Annotated in this window: 13 protein-coding genes; 1 reads left to right on the top strand and 12 read right to left on the bottom strand. The window is 67.9% G+C overall.

Features of this window, described 5'->3' with window-relative positions; translation table 11 throughout:
• Window positions 1-17 precede the first annotated feature (17 nt).
• The 9 genes from CEY05_RS27210 to CEY05_RS27170 form a co-directional block, all read right to left on the bottom strand.
• Window positions 18-515: a sigma-70 family RNA polymerase sigma factor gene (locus CEY05_RS27210; RefSeq protein WP_088600395.1), complete on the bottom strand. Its 498-nt coding sequence runs from the start codon at window positions 513-515 to the stop codon at window positions 18-20.
• Window positions 516-582: 67 nt separating this feature from the next.
• Window positions 583-1,596 carry a PleD family two-component system response regulator gene (locus CEY05_RS27205; protein WP_088600394.1) on the bottom strand — a complete coding sequence of 338 codons (1,014 nt, stop codon included), beginning with the start codon at window positions 1,594-1,596 and terminating at the stop codon, window positions 583-585.
• A gap of 13 nt (window positions 1,597-1,609) precedes the next feature.
• The gene (locus CEY05_RS27200; protein WP_088600393.1) at window positions 1,610-2,650 is read right to left on the bottom strand and encodes a chemotaxis response regulator protein-glutamate methylesterase; all 1,041 of its coding nucleotides are present in this window, start codon (window positions 2,648-2,650) and stop codon (window positions 1,610-1,612) included.
• A complete protein-coding gene (locus CEY05_RS27195) occupies window positions 2,647-4,965 on the bottom strand; it encodes a hybrid sensor histidine kinase/response regulator (RefSeq protein WP_088600392.1) in 2,319 nt (772 codons plus the stop codon). Before CEY05_RS27195 ends, CEY05_RS27200 begins: the two co-directional genes overlap by 4 nt.
• Complete coding sequence (locus CEY05_RS27190) at window positions 4,962-5,762, bottom strand: chemotaxis protein CheW (protein WP_088600469.1); 801 nt, start codon at window positions 5,760-5,762, stop codon at window positions 4,962-4,964. Before CEY05_RS27190 ends, CEY05_RS27195 begins: the two co-directional genes overlap by 4 nt.
• Window positions 5,755-7,218, bottom strand: coding sequence for a protein-glutamate O-methyltransferase CheR (locus CEY05_RS27185; protein ID WP_233161726.1), 1,464 nt, complete (start codon window positions 7,216-7,218; stop codon window positions 5,755-5,757). The genes CEY05_RS27190 and CEY05_RS27185 overlap by 8 nt, the downstream gene beginning before the upstream one ends.
• 101 nt (window positions 7,219-7,319) lie before the next feature.
• Window positions 7,320-7,859, bottom strand: a complete 540-nt coding sequence (locus CEY05_RS27180) for a chemotaxis protein CheW (RefSeq protein WP_088600390.1) — start codon at window positions 7,857-7,859, stop codon at window positions 7,320-7,322.
• Window positions 7,859-9,472, bottom strand: a complete 1,614-nt coding sequence (locus tag CEY05_RS27175) for a methyl-accepting chemotaxis protein (RefSeq protein WP_088600389.1) — start codon at window positions 9,470-9,472, stop codon at window positions 7,859-7,861. The genes CEY05_RS27180 and CEY05_RS27175 overlap by 1 nt, the downstream gene beginning before the upstream one ends.
• A gap of 216 nt (window positions 9,473-9,688) precedes the next feature.
• On the bottom strand, window positions 9,689-10,873 hold the full coding sequence (locus tag CEY05_RS27170) for a GNAT family N-acetyltransferase (protein WP_088600388.1): 1,185 nt from the start codon (window positions 10,871-10,873) through the stop codon (window positions 9,689-9,691).
• Between the two features lie 177 nt (window positions 10,874-11,050).
• On the opposite strand from CEY05_RS27170, the gene CEY05_RS27165 reads away from it, so the two are divergent.
• Window positions 11,051-11,869 (top strand): ferritin-like domain-containing protein, encoded by an 819-nt coding sequence (locus CEY05_RS27165; protein WP_088600387.1) that lies wholly within the window; start codon window positions 11,051-11,053, stop codon window positions 11,867-11,869.
• 62 nt (window positions 11,870-11,931) lie between these two features.
• Here the strand turns inward: CEY05_RS27165 and CEY05_RS27160 are convergent, their stop codons facing one another.
• The 3 genes from CEY05_RS27160 to CEY05_RS27150 all read right to left on the bottom strand — a co-directional run bounded on the left by CEY05_RS27160 (window position 11,932) and on the right by CEY05_RS27150 (window position 14,963).
• Window positions 11,932-12,840 carry an NAD(P)-dependent oxidoreductase gene (locus tag CEY05_RS27160; RefSeq protein ID WP_088600386.1) on the bottom strand — a complete coding sequence of 303 codons (909 nt, stop codon included), beginning with the start codon at window positions 12,838-12,840 and terminating at the stop codon, window positions 11,932-11,934.
• Window positions 12,841-12,943: 103 nt separating this feature from the next.
• A complete protein-coding gene (locus CEY05_RS27155; RefSeq protein WP_088600385.1) occupies window positions 12,944-13,954 on the bottom strand; it encodes an Ldh family oxidoreductase in 1,011 nt (336 codons plus the stop codon).
• A 79-nt stretch (window positions 13,955-14,033) separates the two neighbouring features.
• Window positions 14,034-14,963 (bottom strand): hydroxyacid dehydrogenase, encoded by a 930-nt coding sequence (locus CEY05_RS27150; protein WP_088600384.1) that lies wholly within the window; start codon window positions 14,961-14,963, stop codon window positions 14,034-14,036.
• Window positions 14,964-14,990: the final 27 nt, after the last annotated feature.

Raw genomic sequence — 14,990 nt, 5'->3', positions numbered from 1 at the left:
CATTGCGCGCAGGTTCGTCATGGCGTGTAGCTCCGCAACTTTTCATGCAGATGCAGGAGCGCGCGGTTCATATGCTTTTCCACCATGCTGCGGGAAATCCCCATATCCTGGGCGATTTCCGTATGGCTCCAGCCTTCCAGGCGATGCTGGATATACACCTTGCGGCAGCTCGGCGGCAATTCTTCCAGGCCGCTCATCAAGATATCGAGCACCTGCTTGGCGTAAAGCGCGGACTGGCCGTCCTGGACGGCCGGCTGGTCGCTCTCGTCCAGCTCATCGAGCGGACGGACGTCGAGCACACCGCGGCGGCGATGGCGGTCCACCAGTCCGTTGGCGGTACTGCGCGACAGGTAAGCGCGCGGATCCCGGATGCTGCTGAGGCCGCTTTCCAGCATGCCGACCACCGCGTCCTGCATGGCGTCTTCGCCATCCTGCGGATTCTTGCGACGCCATGCGCCCATCAGCTCGCGGTAATGGGCGAGCCAACCCTTGGCGGATTTGGGCGGAGAAGACATACGGCGAAAGACGGCAGGCCAGCGCGATGCAGCAAGCCCACAATAATAGCAATAATTCTTATTCTTATCATGCTTCCTGCGCCATGACCCGGTTACGGCCGTGGCGTTTGGCTTCGTACAGGCCGCGGTCGGCGGCGTCGATCAGCTGGGTGAAGGAGTCCAGCCGTTCCGGCATCAACGTGGCCATGCCTACGCTGATGGTCAGCCATTCCGCGGTCGCTGAATCGCGATGAGGAATGCGCAGGGCTTCGATGGAGCGGCGGATCTTCTCGGCAATCAGCCGCACACCGCCGGCCGGCGTCCCCGGCAGCACGACGGCGAACTCCTCGCCGCCGAAACGCGCCGGCAGATCGGTGGAACGGTCGCAGCAGCTGGCGATGGTCGAGGCCACTTTCTTCAATACTTCGTCGCCGGCCATATGGCCATAGGCATCGTTGTAGCTCTTGAAGTGATCGACGTCGATCATCAGCAGGCTCAGGTCCAGCCGTTCGCGCAACGCGCGCTTCCATTCGGCGCCAAGGTAGCCGTCGAAATAACGGCGATTGGCCAGGCCGGTCAACCCATCGGAATTGGTCAGGCGCCGCAATTCCAGATTGGTCTCCAGCAATTGCTGCTGGCTCTGCCGCAAGGCCTGGTAGGCCTCGTCGCGCTGCAGCATGGCAAGATAGCTGCGCGAGTGGTAGCGGATGCGCGCCACCAGTTCGATGGTGTCGGGCAGCTTGACCAGGTAATCGTTGGCGCCCGCGCTGAAGGCGGCGCTCTTGACCACTGCGTCTTCCTTGGTCGACAGCACGATGATGGGGATGTCGCGCGTGGCGGGGTTGGCGCGATAGGCGCGCACCAGCGTCAGTCCGTCGACGCCGGGCAGCACCAGGTCTTGCAGGATGACCGTAGGCCGGGTCTGGGTGGCGACGTTGAGCGCCTCATGCGGATCGGCGCAGAAATGAAAGTCGATATTCGGCTCATCGGCCAGGGCGCGCCGTATCGCTTCACCGACCATGATCTGGTCGTCCACCAGCAACACCATCGCATTCTGCGGCCGCTGGCCCAATCCGCCGGTGTAATCCATGACGGGTTCCATAGGTCTTCCTTTGTTATGTTCTCTGCACGCTGGCGCCCATCCCGAGCGCGGCGATCAACCTGGCGGCAATGCGGTCCAGCGGCAGAATCTCCCCGGCGGCGTTGAGCTCGGCGGCGGCCTTGGGCATGCCGTAGACCGCGCTGGACGCCCGGTCCTGGGCAATCGTCAGCATGCCGCGTTCTCGCATTGCCCGCAGGCCCAAGGCGCCATCGCGGCCCATGCCGGTAAGCACGACGCCGATGGCCGGTGCCCGGCAATGGCGCGCCACGCTGTCGAAGAATACGTCGATGGACGGTCGGTACAGGCCTTCGGCTGGCTCCCGCGTATATCGCAAAGTGCCATCATTATGCAGCACGAGATGGTCGTCCGTACCAGCCAGCAATACGGTTCCAGGCTGCGGGCGTTCGCCGTTGGCAGCAAGGCGTACGGGCAGCTCGATCTGCTCGTCCAGCCAGGTGGCCATGCCGGCGGCGAAACTGGCGTCCACATGCTGCACCAGCACGATGGCAGCGGGGAAATCGCCCGGCAAACCGCCCAGCAGCGTGGCCAGCGACGGCGGTCCACCGGCGCTGGCACCGATGCCGATCAGGCGGGGCGCGGCACCGGCGGCCAGGGGGTGCGCGGCCGTGGCAGCCTGCGCCGGACGGCCGCGGTCGTAGGCGCCGATCAGCCAGCCGACGTTGCGGATCTTGCGCAGCAGGGCGGCCGCCGCCGCGCGCGGGTTGGGGGCGCCCAGGCGCGGTGTGTCGATGACGTCGACGGCGCCGTGGCCCATGGCATCGAAGACCCGCGAGGTATGGCGGTCCATGTCACTGGTGACGACGATGATGGCGCAGGGCGTTTGCGCCATGATGCGGCGCGTCGCTTCCACGCCATCCATCACGGGCATCAGCAGGTCCATCAGGATGACGTCCGGGCGTTGCGCCATGCAGGCGTCCACGGCTTGCGCGCCGTCGCTGGCCACCCAGACCACGCGCAGTTCGGGGTCGAACGCGAGCGCCCTTTGCAGGGCCTCTACCGCCAGCGGCATATCGTTGACGATGCCTATTTTCATCGAGCGCGTCCGATCAAGTCTTCTACCGCCTGCAGCAGGGCGTCGTCGTGGAAGCTGCTTTTGCCCAGGTAGTAATCCGCGCCGGCATCCAGGCCGCGTTGCCGGTCTTCGGGCCGGTCCTTATAGGACACTACCATGACATGCATGGACTGCAGGCGGGTATCGTGGCGTATGCGCGTCACTAGTTCAATGCCATCCATACGCGGCATATCCACATCGGTCACGACCAGGTCATAGGTGCCGGCGCGCAGCATATTCCAGCCGTCCATGCCGTCGACCGCCACGGCGACCTCATAGCCGCGATTCTGCAGCAGTTTGCGTTCCAGCTCGCGCACCGTCAGCGAATCGTCGATGACCAATACCCGCTTGCGGCGCTGGGCTTCGGCTTGCGCGCCATCGCCCACGCGCAGCAGATCGCCGCTGGCCACGCGCTTTTCGATCGACCGCAGCAGATCCTCCACGTCCACGATCAGGACCGGCGTACCGTCGTCCATCAGGGCGCCCGCCAGGATGTCCTGCATCTTGCCCAGGCGCGGATCCAGGGGCTGCACCACCAATGTGCGTTCCGCCACATAGCGGTCCACCGCGATGCCGAAGGTCTGGGTGGCATCGCCCAGCAGGATCACCGGCACTTCACCCGCGGGCGGCGCTCCCGCCGGATATTGCAGCAGCAGGCGGCCGGCCACCAGGCCGATCTGCCGGCCTTCGTGGGTGAAGTGCTGGCGGCCCTCCAGCTGGGCGATGGCGTCGCGCGGAATGGCCAGGGCCCGCTGGACGTAGGCGAGCGGGAAGGCGTAGCGCTCGTCGCCAATGTCGACAATCAGGCAACGCGCGACCGACAGGGACAGCGGCATCTCCAGCGTGAAGCGGGTGCCCGCGCCCGGCCGCTGGTGGACGCGGGCGGTGCCGCGCAGCTGGCGCATCATGTCCTGCACCACGTCCAGCCCGACGCCGCGGCCGGACACCTCCGTCACCGCGTCGCGGGTCGTGAAGCCGGGCAGGAACAGGAAGCTGAGCAATTCGCTTTCGCTGAGGGCGGCGGCGGTTTCCGCATTGGCCAACTGGCGTTGCACGATTTCCTCGCGCAGGTCGTCCAGGTCGATACCGGCGCCGTCGTCGGCAACTTCGATCAGCAGCATGCCGGCGCTGTGGCGGGCCTCCAGCGTGACGGTGCCCACGGCCGGCTTGCCCTGCGCCAGGCGTTGCGCGGGCGGTTCGATGCCGTGGTCGACGGCGTTGCGCAGCAGGTGATTCAGCGGCGCGTCCAGTCTTTCCAGGACGTCGCGGTCGACCCGGGTGGTGTCGCCCAGGACCACCAGCCGCGCCTGCTTGCCGAGGTCGCGGGCAAGGTCCCGGATCATGCGCGGCAGGCCGCCCGTGGTGTCGCCGAAGGGACGCATGCGGCAGGCCAGTGAGGCATCGTAGAGCCGTTGCGCCAGATCGCCGATGCGCCAGCCGAACTGGTCGGCCTGGGCCATGCGGTCGCCCAGGGTCTGCTGGCAGGCGTCGGCCAGTTGGCGCGCCTGCGCCAGCGTGGCGCGCAGGCTGTCGGCGTCGGCCGGGCCCTGTTCGGCGCCGGCCAGCGTGCGCGACAGTTGCTCCTGCATGCGCTTGAGTTGCAGCAGCGAGGCCGCGAAGGGGCCCAGGCGATGGGATTCGACCAGGGTTTCGCTGCTCAGGCCCAGCAGGCGGTCCAGCGTTTCGGCATTGACGCGCAGGTCGCGGTCGGTGTCCGCCTGTGCCGCGGCTGGCTGCGCCGGGCGCGGCGTCGGTCTGGATTCCGGTTCCGCGCTGAAGGCGGGCAGGATGTCCGAGGGGAGAACCGTGCGAGGGCGTTCGGTGACCGGCGCTGGCGCCAACGGTCCGCCTTCCGTGGCAGTGCCGCCTTCCCCAGTCCCGATCCCTATGGAGCTTGGCACGAGGCCGCTGCGAAGATGCGTCGTCAGTACGGTGACGTAGGCATCGGCTTGCAGGATGGCATCGGCGGCGCCCATGCCGGGCAGCTTCAGCAACAAGTCGGCACCCCGCAGCAGCAGATCGATGTCCGCCGCGCTCAGATGGCGCCGGCCGGCCTGGGCATCGACGAGCAGGTCTTCCATCACATGGGCGACACGTACCCCGCCTTCCAGGCCGACGATGCGCGCCGCGCCCTTCATGGAATGGGCCGCCCGCATGCAGGCTTCCAGCTGGTCGGCGGCGGTGGCGTCCCGTTCCAGCGCCAGCAGGCCGGTGTTGAGCACCTGCACCTGGGTGCGCGCCTCCATCAGGAACAGGTCCAGCAGGGAAGCGTCGCGGATATCGTCGCCGGGATTCATGCCAGGCTCCGGTCGATGGCGCGCAACAGGCGCTCGCCGTCCAGCACGCCTATCGTGCGCTCGCCATGGCGCGCGATGGCGCGGGTGTAGCGTTCGGCGCCCAGGGTGGCGGGGACCGGACTCAAGGCGTCGGCGTCGTAGGCATGGATGCCTTCAACCTCGTCGACCGGGACGACGACCGCGCGTGGGGTGCTGTTGAGGATCAGCAGGCGCGGTGCCCTGGCCGATGCCGCCGAAGTGGCTGAAGGTACCGGCGCGGCGACAGCCGGAGCTTGCGTGCTCAGGCCCAGCAGTACCGGCAAGGAAATGCAGGCCAGCAGGCGGCCACGGATATTGCAGACGCCCGTCACGACGCCGCTGCGGCGCGGCAGCGTGTGGATCGCCCGCATCGTCGCCACCTCGGTCAGTGTCGACGTGGGCAGCGCCAGCCATTCGGCGCCCAGGCGAAAGACCAGCGCCGAGACGGTGACGGCGTTGCCTGCATGGGGGGAGGTGTGGCCCGGCACGCCCGGCGCCTTGGCGAGGGCGTTGGCTTGCTCGCCCCCGATTCCGTGCCGGGCCTGGGCGGCGCCGAGGCTGCCGTCATTGGTGCTGCTCCGGACCTGGGCGATGCTGACGCTGTCGTCCGCGTCGTCATATGTCGCGGGATGCCGGTCCAGCAGTCGCCGGGCGGCCGTGGCGTAGACGGGGCAGTTGCGGCAGTGGATGTGTTCGCGCAAGCGCGGGCACGACATGTCGCCGCGGATGCCGATGCGGTTCCAGCAGTCGTCGATGGGCGCGGCGGCGTGTTCAACCATGTCGGGCTCCCGCACGGGCCGCGCGTTGGCGCAGCTGGCGCGCCGCCGTGGCATCGCCACGCGCCTCGGCCACCGAGGCCAGGTGCAGCAGCGCTTCGTGATGGTCCGGTTCCAGGTAGAGCGCCTTGCGATAAGCGGCTTCTGCCGAGGCAGTGGCGCCGGCGGCGTCGTGCAGCACACCGATCAGGTAGTACGCCGCCGCGGACGCCCCATGCTGTTCCAGATGCCGCGCCCCCGCGTCCAGGGCCGCCGGAATCCGGCCGGCATCGGCCAAGGCCTGTACGGCCGCCAGGGACGCCAGGGACGCCGATGCGGCGGCGTTCGTGGCCGCGGCATTCAAGGCTGTAGCATTCAAGGCTGTAGCATTCAAGGCTGTAGCATTCAAGGCTTTAGCGTTCGAGGCTATAGCGTTGGAGGGCGTTGCGTTCGAGGGCGTTGCGGGCGCGGCGGCGCCGCGCGGCGCGCTCTCGCGGGTCGCCGCGAACGCTGGCAAAGCCGACGGCCCCACCGTGCCGCCATTCGCGCCCGCGGCGGCCCGCGCTGTCGCTCCTGCAACGGAACGGTGGGTTCCCCCCGAGCTTGCGCTCGAAGACGGCCTCGCCGCTACCTTGGCACCATGCGCCGCAGCGCGTCCGGCGCCATGGGGCCGAGCCGCGGCCGGCGGCATCTCCCGATGGAACGCGAACGCGCCGGGCGCGTCGATCTGCCGCAAGCCCATGCGCGTCAACAGGCTGGCTTCGGCGGGACCGACGAAAAGATAACCATCGGGCCGCGCCAGCCCCATCAGCACATTCACGGCGGCCCGCTGGGTGGCTTCGTCGAAATAGATAAGCAGGTTGCGGCAGAACACGAAGTCGAAGCCGGCCGGCGGCAGGTCCAGCACGGGTGCCAGCAGATTGCCCGTCTGGAAGGACACCTCGGCCCGAACCCGGGGCAAAACGGAATACCCGGCCGCCGTCTCGCTGAAATGCCGCGCGCGAAAACCCAACGCATCGCCACGGAAGGAATTGCGGCCATATACCCCATGGCGGGCGTGCTGCACCAACCGCGCGCTGATGTCCACGCCGATCACGGAAAACCGGCTGGCGTCGATGCCGGCATCCAGCAGCGCCATGCCCAGCGTATAGGCTTCCTCGCCGCTGGAACAGGGCAGGCTGAGCAAGCGCAACTGGCCGCCCTGTGCCAGACGCTGGCGGGCCAGCAGAGCCAAGGTGTCCATCGATTGCGGGTGGCGGAAGAACGAGGTCTCCGGCACCACCACGGTTTCGATCAGGTGCTGCTGCTCCTCGCGCGAGCCGGCCAGTTGTCGCCAATATTCAGCGGCATCGGCCGCGTGGCAGGCCTGGGCGCGCAGGCGCACGGCGCGGTCTATGGTTGCCTGGCCGATGGCGTCGGCATCCAGGCCGATCCGTTGCTTGAGCAGATCGTTGAAGGCAGCCTTCATGGCAGCTGGCATGGCACCTTCAGCGAGACCACGGGCCGAGGCTTCCCGCCCTGCCTCCCGGGACGGCACGTCGCTACCGGCTTGGCCGGCGCCGGCGGATGGCCCTGGGCGATTCATGTCCCGGCCTCTGCCGCGGCGCCAAACAGGCGTTCGCGCACCCCTACGGGTACCAGGTCATCCACGCGCAGCCATTGCAGCAGCCCGGCGCCAGTGTCCAATACCGGTCCCAGATAGGGCGCGTCGCGATGATCCAGGCCCGACGGCAGGAACGCCGCGGGATCGTAATGCGCCGTCTCCGTGGCTTTCTCCAGGATCAAGCCCAGCGGCGCGCGGCGGTCGGCATCGGCATTCGCATCGGCCCCCGTGGGACTGTCCACCACCACCACGCGCGTGCTCGTCAGCCGCGCGGCCGCCGCGCCCGTGGCCAGCGCCGTCATGTCGATGACCGGCAATGCGCGGCCGTGATACATCGCCAGTCCCGCCACCCAGGCCGGCATGCCCGGCATCTGCTTGTAGCGCGCCAGCGGCAGCACTTGCACGATCTCATGCGTGTCCAGCACGTAAGTGTCGGCCCCGATGGCAAAGCGCAGGAACAGGCGCCGCTGCGTGGCGGCGCGGTGGCCGGGGACGGGCGTGCCGGCAACGATGCTCATCACAGCTTGAAGCGTGTCACGCCGCCGCGCAGGTCGCCCGCCACGGTGTTCAGGTCGTCGATCGCCAGACTGGACTGGCGCAGCGATTCGACGGTCTGTTGCGTGGCATCGGCCAGCTGCGTCAGGGCCTGGTTGATCTGTTCCGCGCCGGTAGCCTGGGCCTGCATGCCCTCGTTGACCACCTGCACCCGCGGCGCCAGCGTCTGCACGTGCTGGATGATCTGCGACAACTGTTCGCCGACCTGCTGCATGTCCTGCATGCCGCGTCGCACTTCCTCCGAGAACTTGTCCATGCCCATCACGCCGGCGGCGACCGACGACTGGATCTCGCGCACGATCTGCTCGATGTCGTAGGTGGCCACCGCGGTCTGGTCGGCCAGGCGACGGATTTCGGTGGCGACGACCACGAAGCCGCGGCCGTACTCGCCCGCTTTCTCGGCTTCGATGGCCGCGTTCAAGGACAGCAGGTTGGTCTGGTCGGCCACCTTGTTGATGGTGGTGACGACCTGGTTGATGTTGCCGGCTTTTTCGTTCAGAACGCCCAGCTTGCCGTTGACCGTGCCGGCCGCTTCCACCACGCTGCGCATGGTGTGCTCCATGCGCGACAGGTCGTGATGCCCGCCATCGGCCAGGGTGGCGGTCTGGTCGGCGGCGGCGGAAACCTCGCTCATGGTGCGCACCAGGTCGCGCGCGGTGGCGGCGATCTCGCGCGAGGTGGCGCCGATTTCGGTGGTAGTGGACGCCACTTCCGAGGCCGTGGCTTGCTGCTGCCGCGACGTGGCGGCGATTTCCGTCACCGAGGTCGCGACCTGGATGGCGGAACGCTGCGCCTTGCCGACCAGGTCGGTCAGTTCATCGGCCATGCGGTTGAAGCCCGACTCGATGGCGCCGAATTCGTCCCGGCGCGCCAGCTGCAGGCGGGCGCTGAGATCCCCATTACCGAACCGTCCCAGACTGTCGACAATCTTGCGCATGGGCGTGTTGATGGCGCGGGTCAGCAAGGCCGCGCAGGCGATGGCGGCCAGCACCGCCAGGATCAGGCCGGCCAGCAGGATCCATTCGGCATGGCGCAGTGTCTCGACGATGTGCTGGACAGATTGATCGGCGCGCGCGCTGTTTTCGTCGACCATGTTGGCCAGTTGCGCGCGGCCGTCCAAATAGACATCGGTGATGCCATCCTGCAGCAGCGTCCGCGCGCGCGCGTTGTCGCCCGCTTGCTGGCTGGCCACCACCTCGGCGCGCGCCTGGCGGTAGGCGCTCACCGTTTTCATGAAGGTGTCGTAGACCTGGCGGTCGTCCAGAATGAATACAGTCTGTGCATACCCGCGCAGTTGCGCGTCCAGTTGGGCATCGGCTTTGTCGAGGGCGTCGCGCAGCGCCGGCAGCGGCGTCTGTCGCACGATGCCCTGGCGCAACTGGTCGTGGCCTTTTTGCCAGTCGTTGAGGATGCGGGCGCTGTATTGCAGCCCCGGCAGGGAGTCTCCGCGGATCCCTTGCGCCTCGCTCTCGATGGCCAGCAGCCGGCTGTAGTCCACCAGCGCCATCAGCAGCATGATGACGAGGATGGCGGCGAAGCTGGCCAGCAGGCGCTGCCGCAAAGTGAGGTTTTTCATGGTCGTCTGTGTCCCATCGCGTTATCCGTTTTTGCAGGCGCTTGGCCATGAATGGAATGGTCGGCGTCGTCCCTGGTCCGTCGCGCGCGGGAAAGTCTCATAGACGAGCAAGGTTCCGTCACAATACGCCGAACGGTTACATCAATTCAAGCATCACTCGAACTTGTGGCGTAGTCGATAGGACGTTGTCAAAAACAGACAGAGGGGGCGGTGGGGCTATGCGCCTGGATGGCCCTGTGCTTGGCGAAAGGGCGTGTGGCCTTCCAGGTCTTCCCGATAAGCGGTCATGGCGTCGCCCTCGCGCTGCAGGAAATCGGCGATGGCCTCGGCGAAGCGGCGGTCGGTAATCCAATGGGCAGAACAGGTGGGCGTGGGCAGCAGGCCGCGGGCGATCTTGTGTTCGCCCTGGGCGCCGCCCTCGAAGCGGCCCAGGCCGTGCGCCAGGCAGTACTCGATGCCCTGCAGGTAGCAGGTCTCGAAATGCAGGCCCGGCACGACTTCCATGGCGCCCCAATGGCGGCCATACAAGGCCTCGCCGTCGGTCATGTTCAGCGCCGCCGCCACGGGGGCGCCGTCACGGCAGGCCAGGATCAGCACCAGGGCGTCGGGCAATTGCTCGCGCAGGCGTTGGAAGAAATCCAGCGTCAGGTAAGGCGAGGACCAGTGGTTGCGGTAGGTCTCGACATAGCAGGCGTGGAAAAAAGACAGCGCGTCGTCGTCGATGGCCGCGCCGCTGAGCCAGCGGAAGGTGATCCCCGCCGCCGCGACCTTCTTGCGGTCCTGGCGGATTTTCTTGCGCTTGTCATGGCTGAGGGCGGCCAGGAAAGCGTCGAAATTGCCGTAAGCGGCGTCTTCCCAGTGGAATTGCACGCCCTGGCGCACCAGATAGCCGGCTTCTTCCAGGGCGCGCTGGTCTTCGGCCTGGGGAAACAGCACGTGCAGCGATGACAGCTTCAGGCTCTGGGTGAGTTCGACGGCGCCGCGCGCCAGCAGCACGCGGTCGGCGTGGGTGCGCGCGAGCAGGCGCGGCCCGCTGACGGGGGTAAAGGGCACGGCTGCCAGCAGCTTGGGGTAATAGTCCAGGCCGTGGCGTTCGAAGGCCTCTGCCCAGGCCTGGTCGAACACGTATTCGCCGCGCGAATGGGTTTTCACGTACAGGGGCATGGCGCCCACCAGTGCGCCGGCCCGCCGCAGGATCAGGTAGTAGGGCACCCAGCCCGTGGCGGGCGCGGCACAGCCGGTGTCGTGCAGGGCCGACAGGAAGGCGTGCGACAGGAAGGGCTGGGGACCGGCCAGGGCGTCCCATTGCGCCGGATCGACGGTGGCCAGCGTACGCGTGACCGTCAGGCGGGGATCGTCGGAATCGGCGGTGGGGTCGGACGCTGGCTGGGAGTCGGTCATGGATGCGGCGTGTGCAACGTTGCGGCGGTGAGGGGGACGTCGAGCTTGCGGCTGTGATGCCGCGGTGCGTTGCCCCATGGTGGGGGCCTGGAGATTATAAGAAGTCGCGTTGAGTGAGACGCCGCATCCAGGCCAAGCGCCTGGAGATTATAAGAACGTAGCTGTTAACCTGCCGCGATGGAAGACCTACCTATTTTCGTGGCGAGCGAATTGCGCCAGGGCGCCTTGGCCGCGCTGGCCCTGGCGGACTGGCCTGCCAAGCTGGCGGCCGTCGCTGCGCTGGACGAGTCCCTGCCCGTGGATCCGGCGGCGATGCTGGCCGCACCGCCGTCATTGCCTGGCCGGCCGGCGCAGCCCGTGCTGGTGGCCCCGGCCCGGCTGAAGTCGCGGCCGGCGGGTACGCCGCAGGGGCGCGCCGCGCTGGTTCATGCGCTGGCGCATATCGAATTCAATGCGGTCAACCTGGCGCTGGACATCGTCTGGCGTTTTCCCGGCATGCCGGACGCTTTCTACCGCGACTGGATCGTCGTGGCGCGCGAGGAGGCCAGCCATTTCCGTTTGCTCAACGAGCATCTGGCGACGCTGGGCCACGCCTATGGCGATTTCTCCGCCCACAACGGCTTGTGGGATATGGCCGCCAGGACTTGCGATGACGTGGCAGCGCGTCTGGCGCTGGTGCCGCGCGTCCTGGAAGCGCGCGGGCTGGACGCTTCGCCGATGATCCGCGCCAAGCTGGCCGCGGTGGGCGACGCGCGCGGTGCGGCCATCCTGGACATCATCCTGCGCGATGAGATCGGCCACGTTGCCATCGGCAATCGCTGGTACCGCTGGTTGTGCGACACGGGCGGGCACGATCCGGTGGCCTGGCATGCCGAGTTGGCGCAACGGTATGCCGCGCCGCGCCAGCGTGGTCCCTTCAATCTGGACGCACGCCGCGCGGCTGGCTTCGATGAACGTGAGTTGGCGGCGCTGACGGCGGGGGATGCTAACCCCTGACGGGGCCTTGTGCGGTTGCGCCGCGCCACGCGGCTGTGCCGCGGGCAGGCTTGGGACAGACGCTACTTTCCTTTTCCACCGGCCAGGAAATCGATGATTTCCGGCACCGGGGCCTGGGCGATGCCTGCATCGCTGGCGGCCGCGTAGGTGGCGCGGATGGCTTCGGCGGTGGCGTGCGGCGCGCCGGTCTCCTCCGCCATCGCGGTGTAATAACCCATATCCTTCAACGCGTTGGCGATGGAAAAGCGGAAGGCATCGGTGTCGCCGTGCTCGATGTAGGGGCGCAGGCGGCCCAGGACCACGCCGTCGCCGCCCCCCTTGGCCAGGATGTCCATCAGGACGGCGGCGTCCACCTGGGCCCGTTCGGCGCAGGCGGCCGCCTCGGCCAGTACGGCGGAGAAACCCAGCGACACGTAGTTGTGCAGCAACTTGAGCCTGTGGCCCGAGCCCACCGGGCCGGCAAAGGTGATATTTTCCGCGTAGCTGCGCAGCAGCGGCAGGCAGGCTTCGAACAGCGCGGGGTCGCCGCCGACGATCAGGTTCAGGCGTCCTTCGGCGGCTTCCTTGGGCGTGCGCGTCATCGGCGCATCCAGGAAGCGGCCGCCCGCCTGGGTGACCGCCGCGGCCAGTCTCAGGGTGGAAGAGGGGATGGCCGTGGAGCAGTCGATGACGATGCCTTGCGGGCGCAGTCCGGCCAATACGCCATTTTCCTGCAGCAGGACTTGTTCGACCTGGGGCGTGCCGGTGACGCACAGCACGACGATGTCGACCTGGCGCGCGACGTCGGCCGGCGTTGCGGCGGACCGGGCGCCGGCGGACAGGAGGTCATCGACCGGCTGGTTGCCGGGATGATCCAGCAGCACCAGCGGATAGCCGGCCTTCAGGATATTGCTGGCAATGCCGTGGCCCATCTGGCCTACGCCGATGATGCCTACCCGCGGCTTGTCGTTGAGGGTCTTGCTTGTCTCCATGCTGGTCCCTTCTCGATGGTTGTTAGCGACAAGGTGAACATCTTACGCCCGGTGCCCGGGCGTCCCTGTCAAAACATCGAAGCCACCATCAGGGACCTGAGTCTCAACCCTGGCCCTCGGCCAGCTTGCGAATTTCCGCCAGCAGGGCGTCGGGCACGTTCACGCCGGCCGTGCGGGCACCGTCGGCCAAGGTCTCGCGGCGTTGGCCGGGCAGGCGCACATTGCTGTCTTCCAGCATGGCGGAAACCAGGGTTTCCACACGCTCCAGATAGGCCGCCTGGCCCGCCAGCGCGCCGGGATCGATGACGAGGAAAGCCTGGCCGATACGCGCCCGATTGCCGGCTTCGGTGAAGAAGGAATCGGCTTCGAAACCGAAGTGCGCGCCGGTCAGGGCGCAGGCCAGCAACTCCACGACCAGTGCCAGCATGGCGCCCTTGGCTCCACCCATGGGCAGCATGCTGCCTTCGAGCCCGGCCTTCGGGTCGGTAGTGGGCTGGCCTTGCGCATCCAGCGCCCAGCCCAGCGGAATCTCGCGGCCTTCACGCGCCGCCACCATCAGCTTGCCGCGTGCCACTTCCGACAAGGACAGGTCGATCACCAGCGGTGCGGCGTCGCGGCGGGGAAACGCCGCGGCGATGGGGTTGGTGCCGAACAGCGGACGCTTGCCGCCGTGCGCCGGCATGGCGGCCGGCGAGTTGCCCATGGCCAGGCCGACCATGCCGCGCCGCGCCACCGCGTCCAGGTGATACGCGGCCACGCCGAAGTGATGGCTGTTGCAGACGCCGGCATAAGACACGCCGTATTCGCCGGCCCGGCGGATGGCTTCCTCGATGGCCAGGGCGCACGCGGGAAAGGCCAGGCCGTCGTGGGCGTCGACCAGCACCGCGCCACCGCGTTCACGCGCGACGGCGGCCATCGCGGCGCCGTCGGCGCGGCCATTGCGCAAGTGGGTGGCATAGAACGGCACGCGCGAAGCGCCATGCGAAGCGATGCCGCGCGCTTCCGCGTACATCAGCGCGGCGGCGGTGTCGTGCGCCATCTTCGGGCTGGCGCCGGCGCTTTCCAGCGCGGCGCGGCAAAGGGCTTCGAGGGTGTCCAGGTCCAGCGTGCTCATCTCGGTAACTCCGTGGTTCTGCGATTCAATTCAACGATGCGTGCGTAGTTTGGCTGCATCGTACGCCATGGCGTTCCTTTCATCCCTTGCGCAGGGCCTGGGCGACACGTTGCGCGGTCATGTCCGATACGCGGGTGTTGGCTTCTTCGGTCAGGCCGGCGATGTGCGGGGTCAGGATCAGGTTGGGGACGCCGGCCAGGGCGCTGCTGGCGGACAGGGGCTCCTTGTCGAACACATCGATGGCGGCGCCGCCCAGCTTGCCCGACCGCAACGCGTCGGCCAGCGCGGCTTCGTCGATGATGCCGCCGCGCGCGGTGTTGATCAGGATGGCGCCGTCCTTCATGCCGGCCATGCGTTCGGCGTCCAGCAAGCCACGGGTGGCGTCGGTCAGGGGGATGTGCAGGGTCACGGCATCGGCCTGGCGCAGCAGGTCGTCCAGTTCGGCACGGTCGGCCAGGCCTTCGCGCCAGGCGGGGTCATCGGCGCCCAGGATGGGATCGGCGGCGATGACGCGCATGTCCAGTCCACGCGCGAGGCGGGCGACGAGGCGGCCGATGCCGCCGTAGCCGACGATGCCCAGTATGCGCTGGTTGGCCTCGCGGCCATTGGACAGCGCGTTGCGCGGCCAGTCGCCTGCTGCCACCTGGGCGCTTGCCTGGTAAGCCCCGCGCAGCAGCAGCAGGATCGTGGCGATGACGTATTCGGCCACGGAGCGGGCATTGGCGCCGGTGGCGGGGAAGACGTCGATGCGGCGGGCCGCGCAGGCGGGCATGTCGATGTTGTCCAGGCCGACGCCGAGGCGGCCGACGGCTTTCAGCTTGGGGGCGGCGGCCAGCAGGGGGGCGTCGACGCGGGTGCGGTTGCGAACGATCAAGGCATCGGCCGATTGCACGGCGTGTAGCAGGTCATCGCGGCGGTCTACCAGGTCGGGTTCGTACTGGACATCGAAGTCGCGGCGGAGGCTGTCCACGGCGGGGGTGTCCATGAATTCGGAGATGACGATACGCATGATTGCTGGTTCCTGTCCTGGATTTTG

Source organism: Achromobacter sp. HZ34 (assembly GCF_002209485.1).
In the GTDB taxonomy this organism is placed as follows: Bacteria; Pseudomonadota; Gammaproteobacteria; order Burkholderiales; family Burkholderiaceae_B; genus Bordetella_C.
Note: the sequence above shows the minus strand (reverse complement) of the source record. Positions and strands in the feature narration are given on the sequence as shown.

Coding starts and splice junctions, on each gene's coding strand:
- CEY05_RS27175 (WP_088600389.1), bottom strand. CDS start 9,472: ATGAAAAACCTCACTTTGCGGCAGCGCCTGCTGGCCAGCTTCGCCGCC.
- CEY05_RS27150 (WP_088600384.1), bottom strand. CDS start 14,963: ATGCGTATCGTCATCTCCGAATTCATGGACACCCCCGCCGTGGACAGC.
- CEY05_RS27170 (WP_088600388.1), bottom strand. CDS start 10,873: ATGACCGACTCCCAGCCAGCGTCCGACCCCACCGCCGATTCCGACGAT.
- CEY05_RS27185 (WP_233161726.1), bottom strand. CDS start 7,218: ATGCCAGCTGCCATGAAGGCTGCCTTCAACGATCTGCTCAAGCAACGG.
- CEY05_RS27210 (WP_088600395.1), bottom strand. CDS start 515: ATGTCTTCTCCGCCCAAATCCGCCAAGGGTTGGCTCGCCCATTACCGC.
- CEY05_RS27160 (WP_088600386.1), bottom strand. CDS start 12,840: ATGGAGACAAGCAAGACCCTCAACGACAAGCCGCGGGTAGGCATCATC.
- CEY05_RS27200 (WP_088600393.1), bottom strand. CDS start 2,650: ATGAAAATAGGCATCGTCAACGATATGCCGCTGGCGGTAGAGGCCCTG.
- CEY05_RS27190 (WP_088600469.1), bottom strand. CDS start 5,762: ATGGTTGAACACGCCGCCGCGCCCATCGACGACTGCTGGAACCGCATC.
- CEY05_RS27155 (WP_088600385.1), bottom strand. CDS start 13,954: ATGAGCACGCTGGACCTGGACACCCTCGAAGCCCTTTGCCGCGCCGCG.
- CEY05_RS27205 (WP_088600394.1), bottom strand. CDS start 1,596: ATGGAACCCGTCATGGATTACACCGGCGGATTGGGCCAGCGGCCGCAG.
- CEY05_RS27165 (WP_088600387.1), top strand. CDS start 11,051: ATGGAAGACCTACCTATTTTCGTGGCGAGCGAATTGCGCCAGGGCGCC.
- CEY05_RS27195 (WP_088600392.1), bottom strand. CDS start 4,965: ATGAATCCCGGCGACGATATCCGCGACGCTTCCCTGCTGGACCTGTTC.
- CEY05_RS27180 (WP_088600390.1), bottom strand. CDS start 7,859: ATGAGCATCGTTGCCGGCACGCCCGTCCCCGGCCACCGCGCCGCCACG.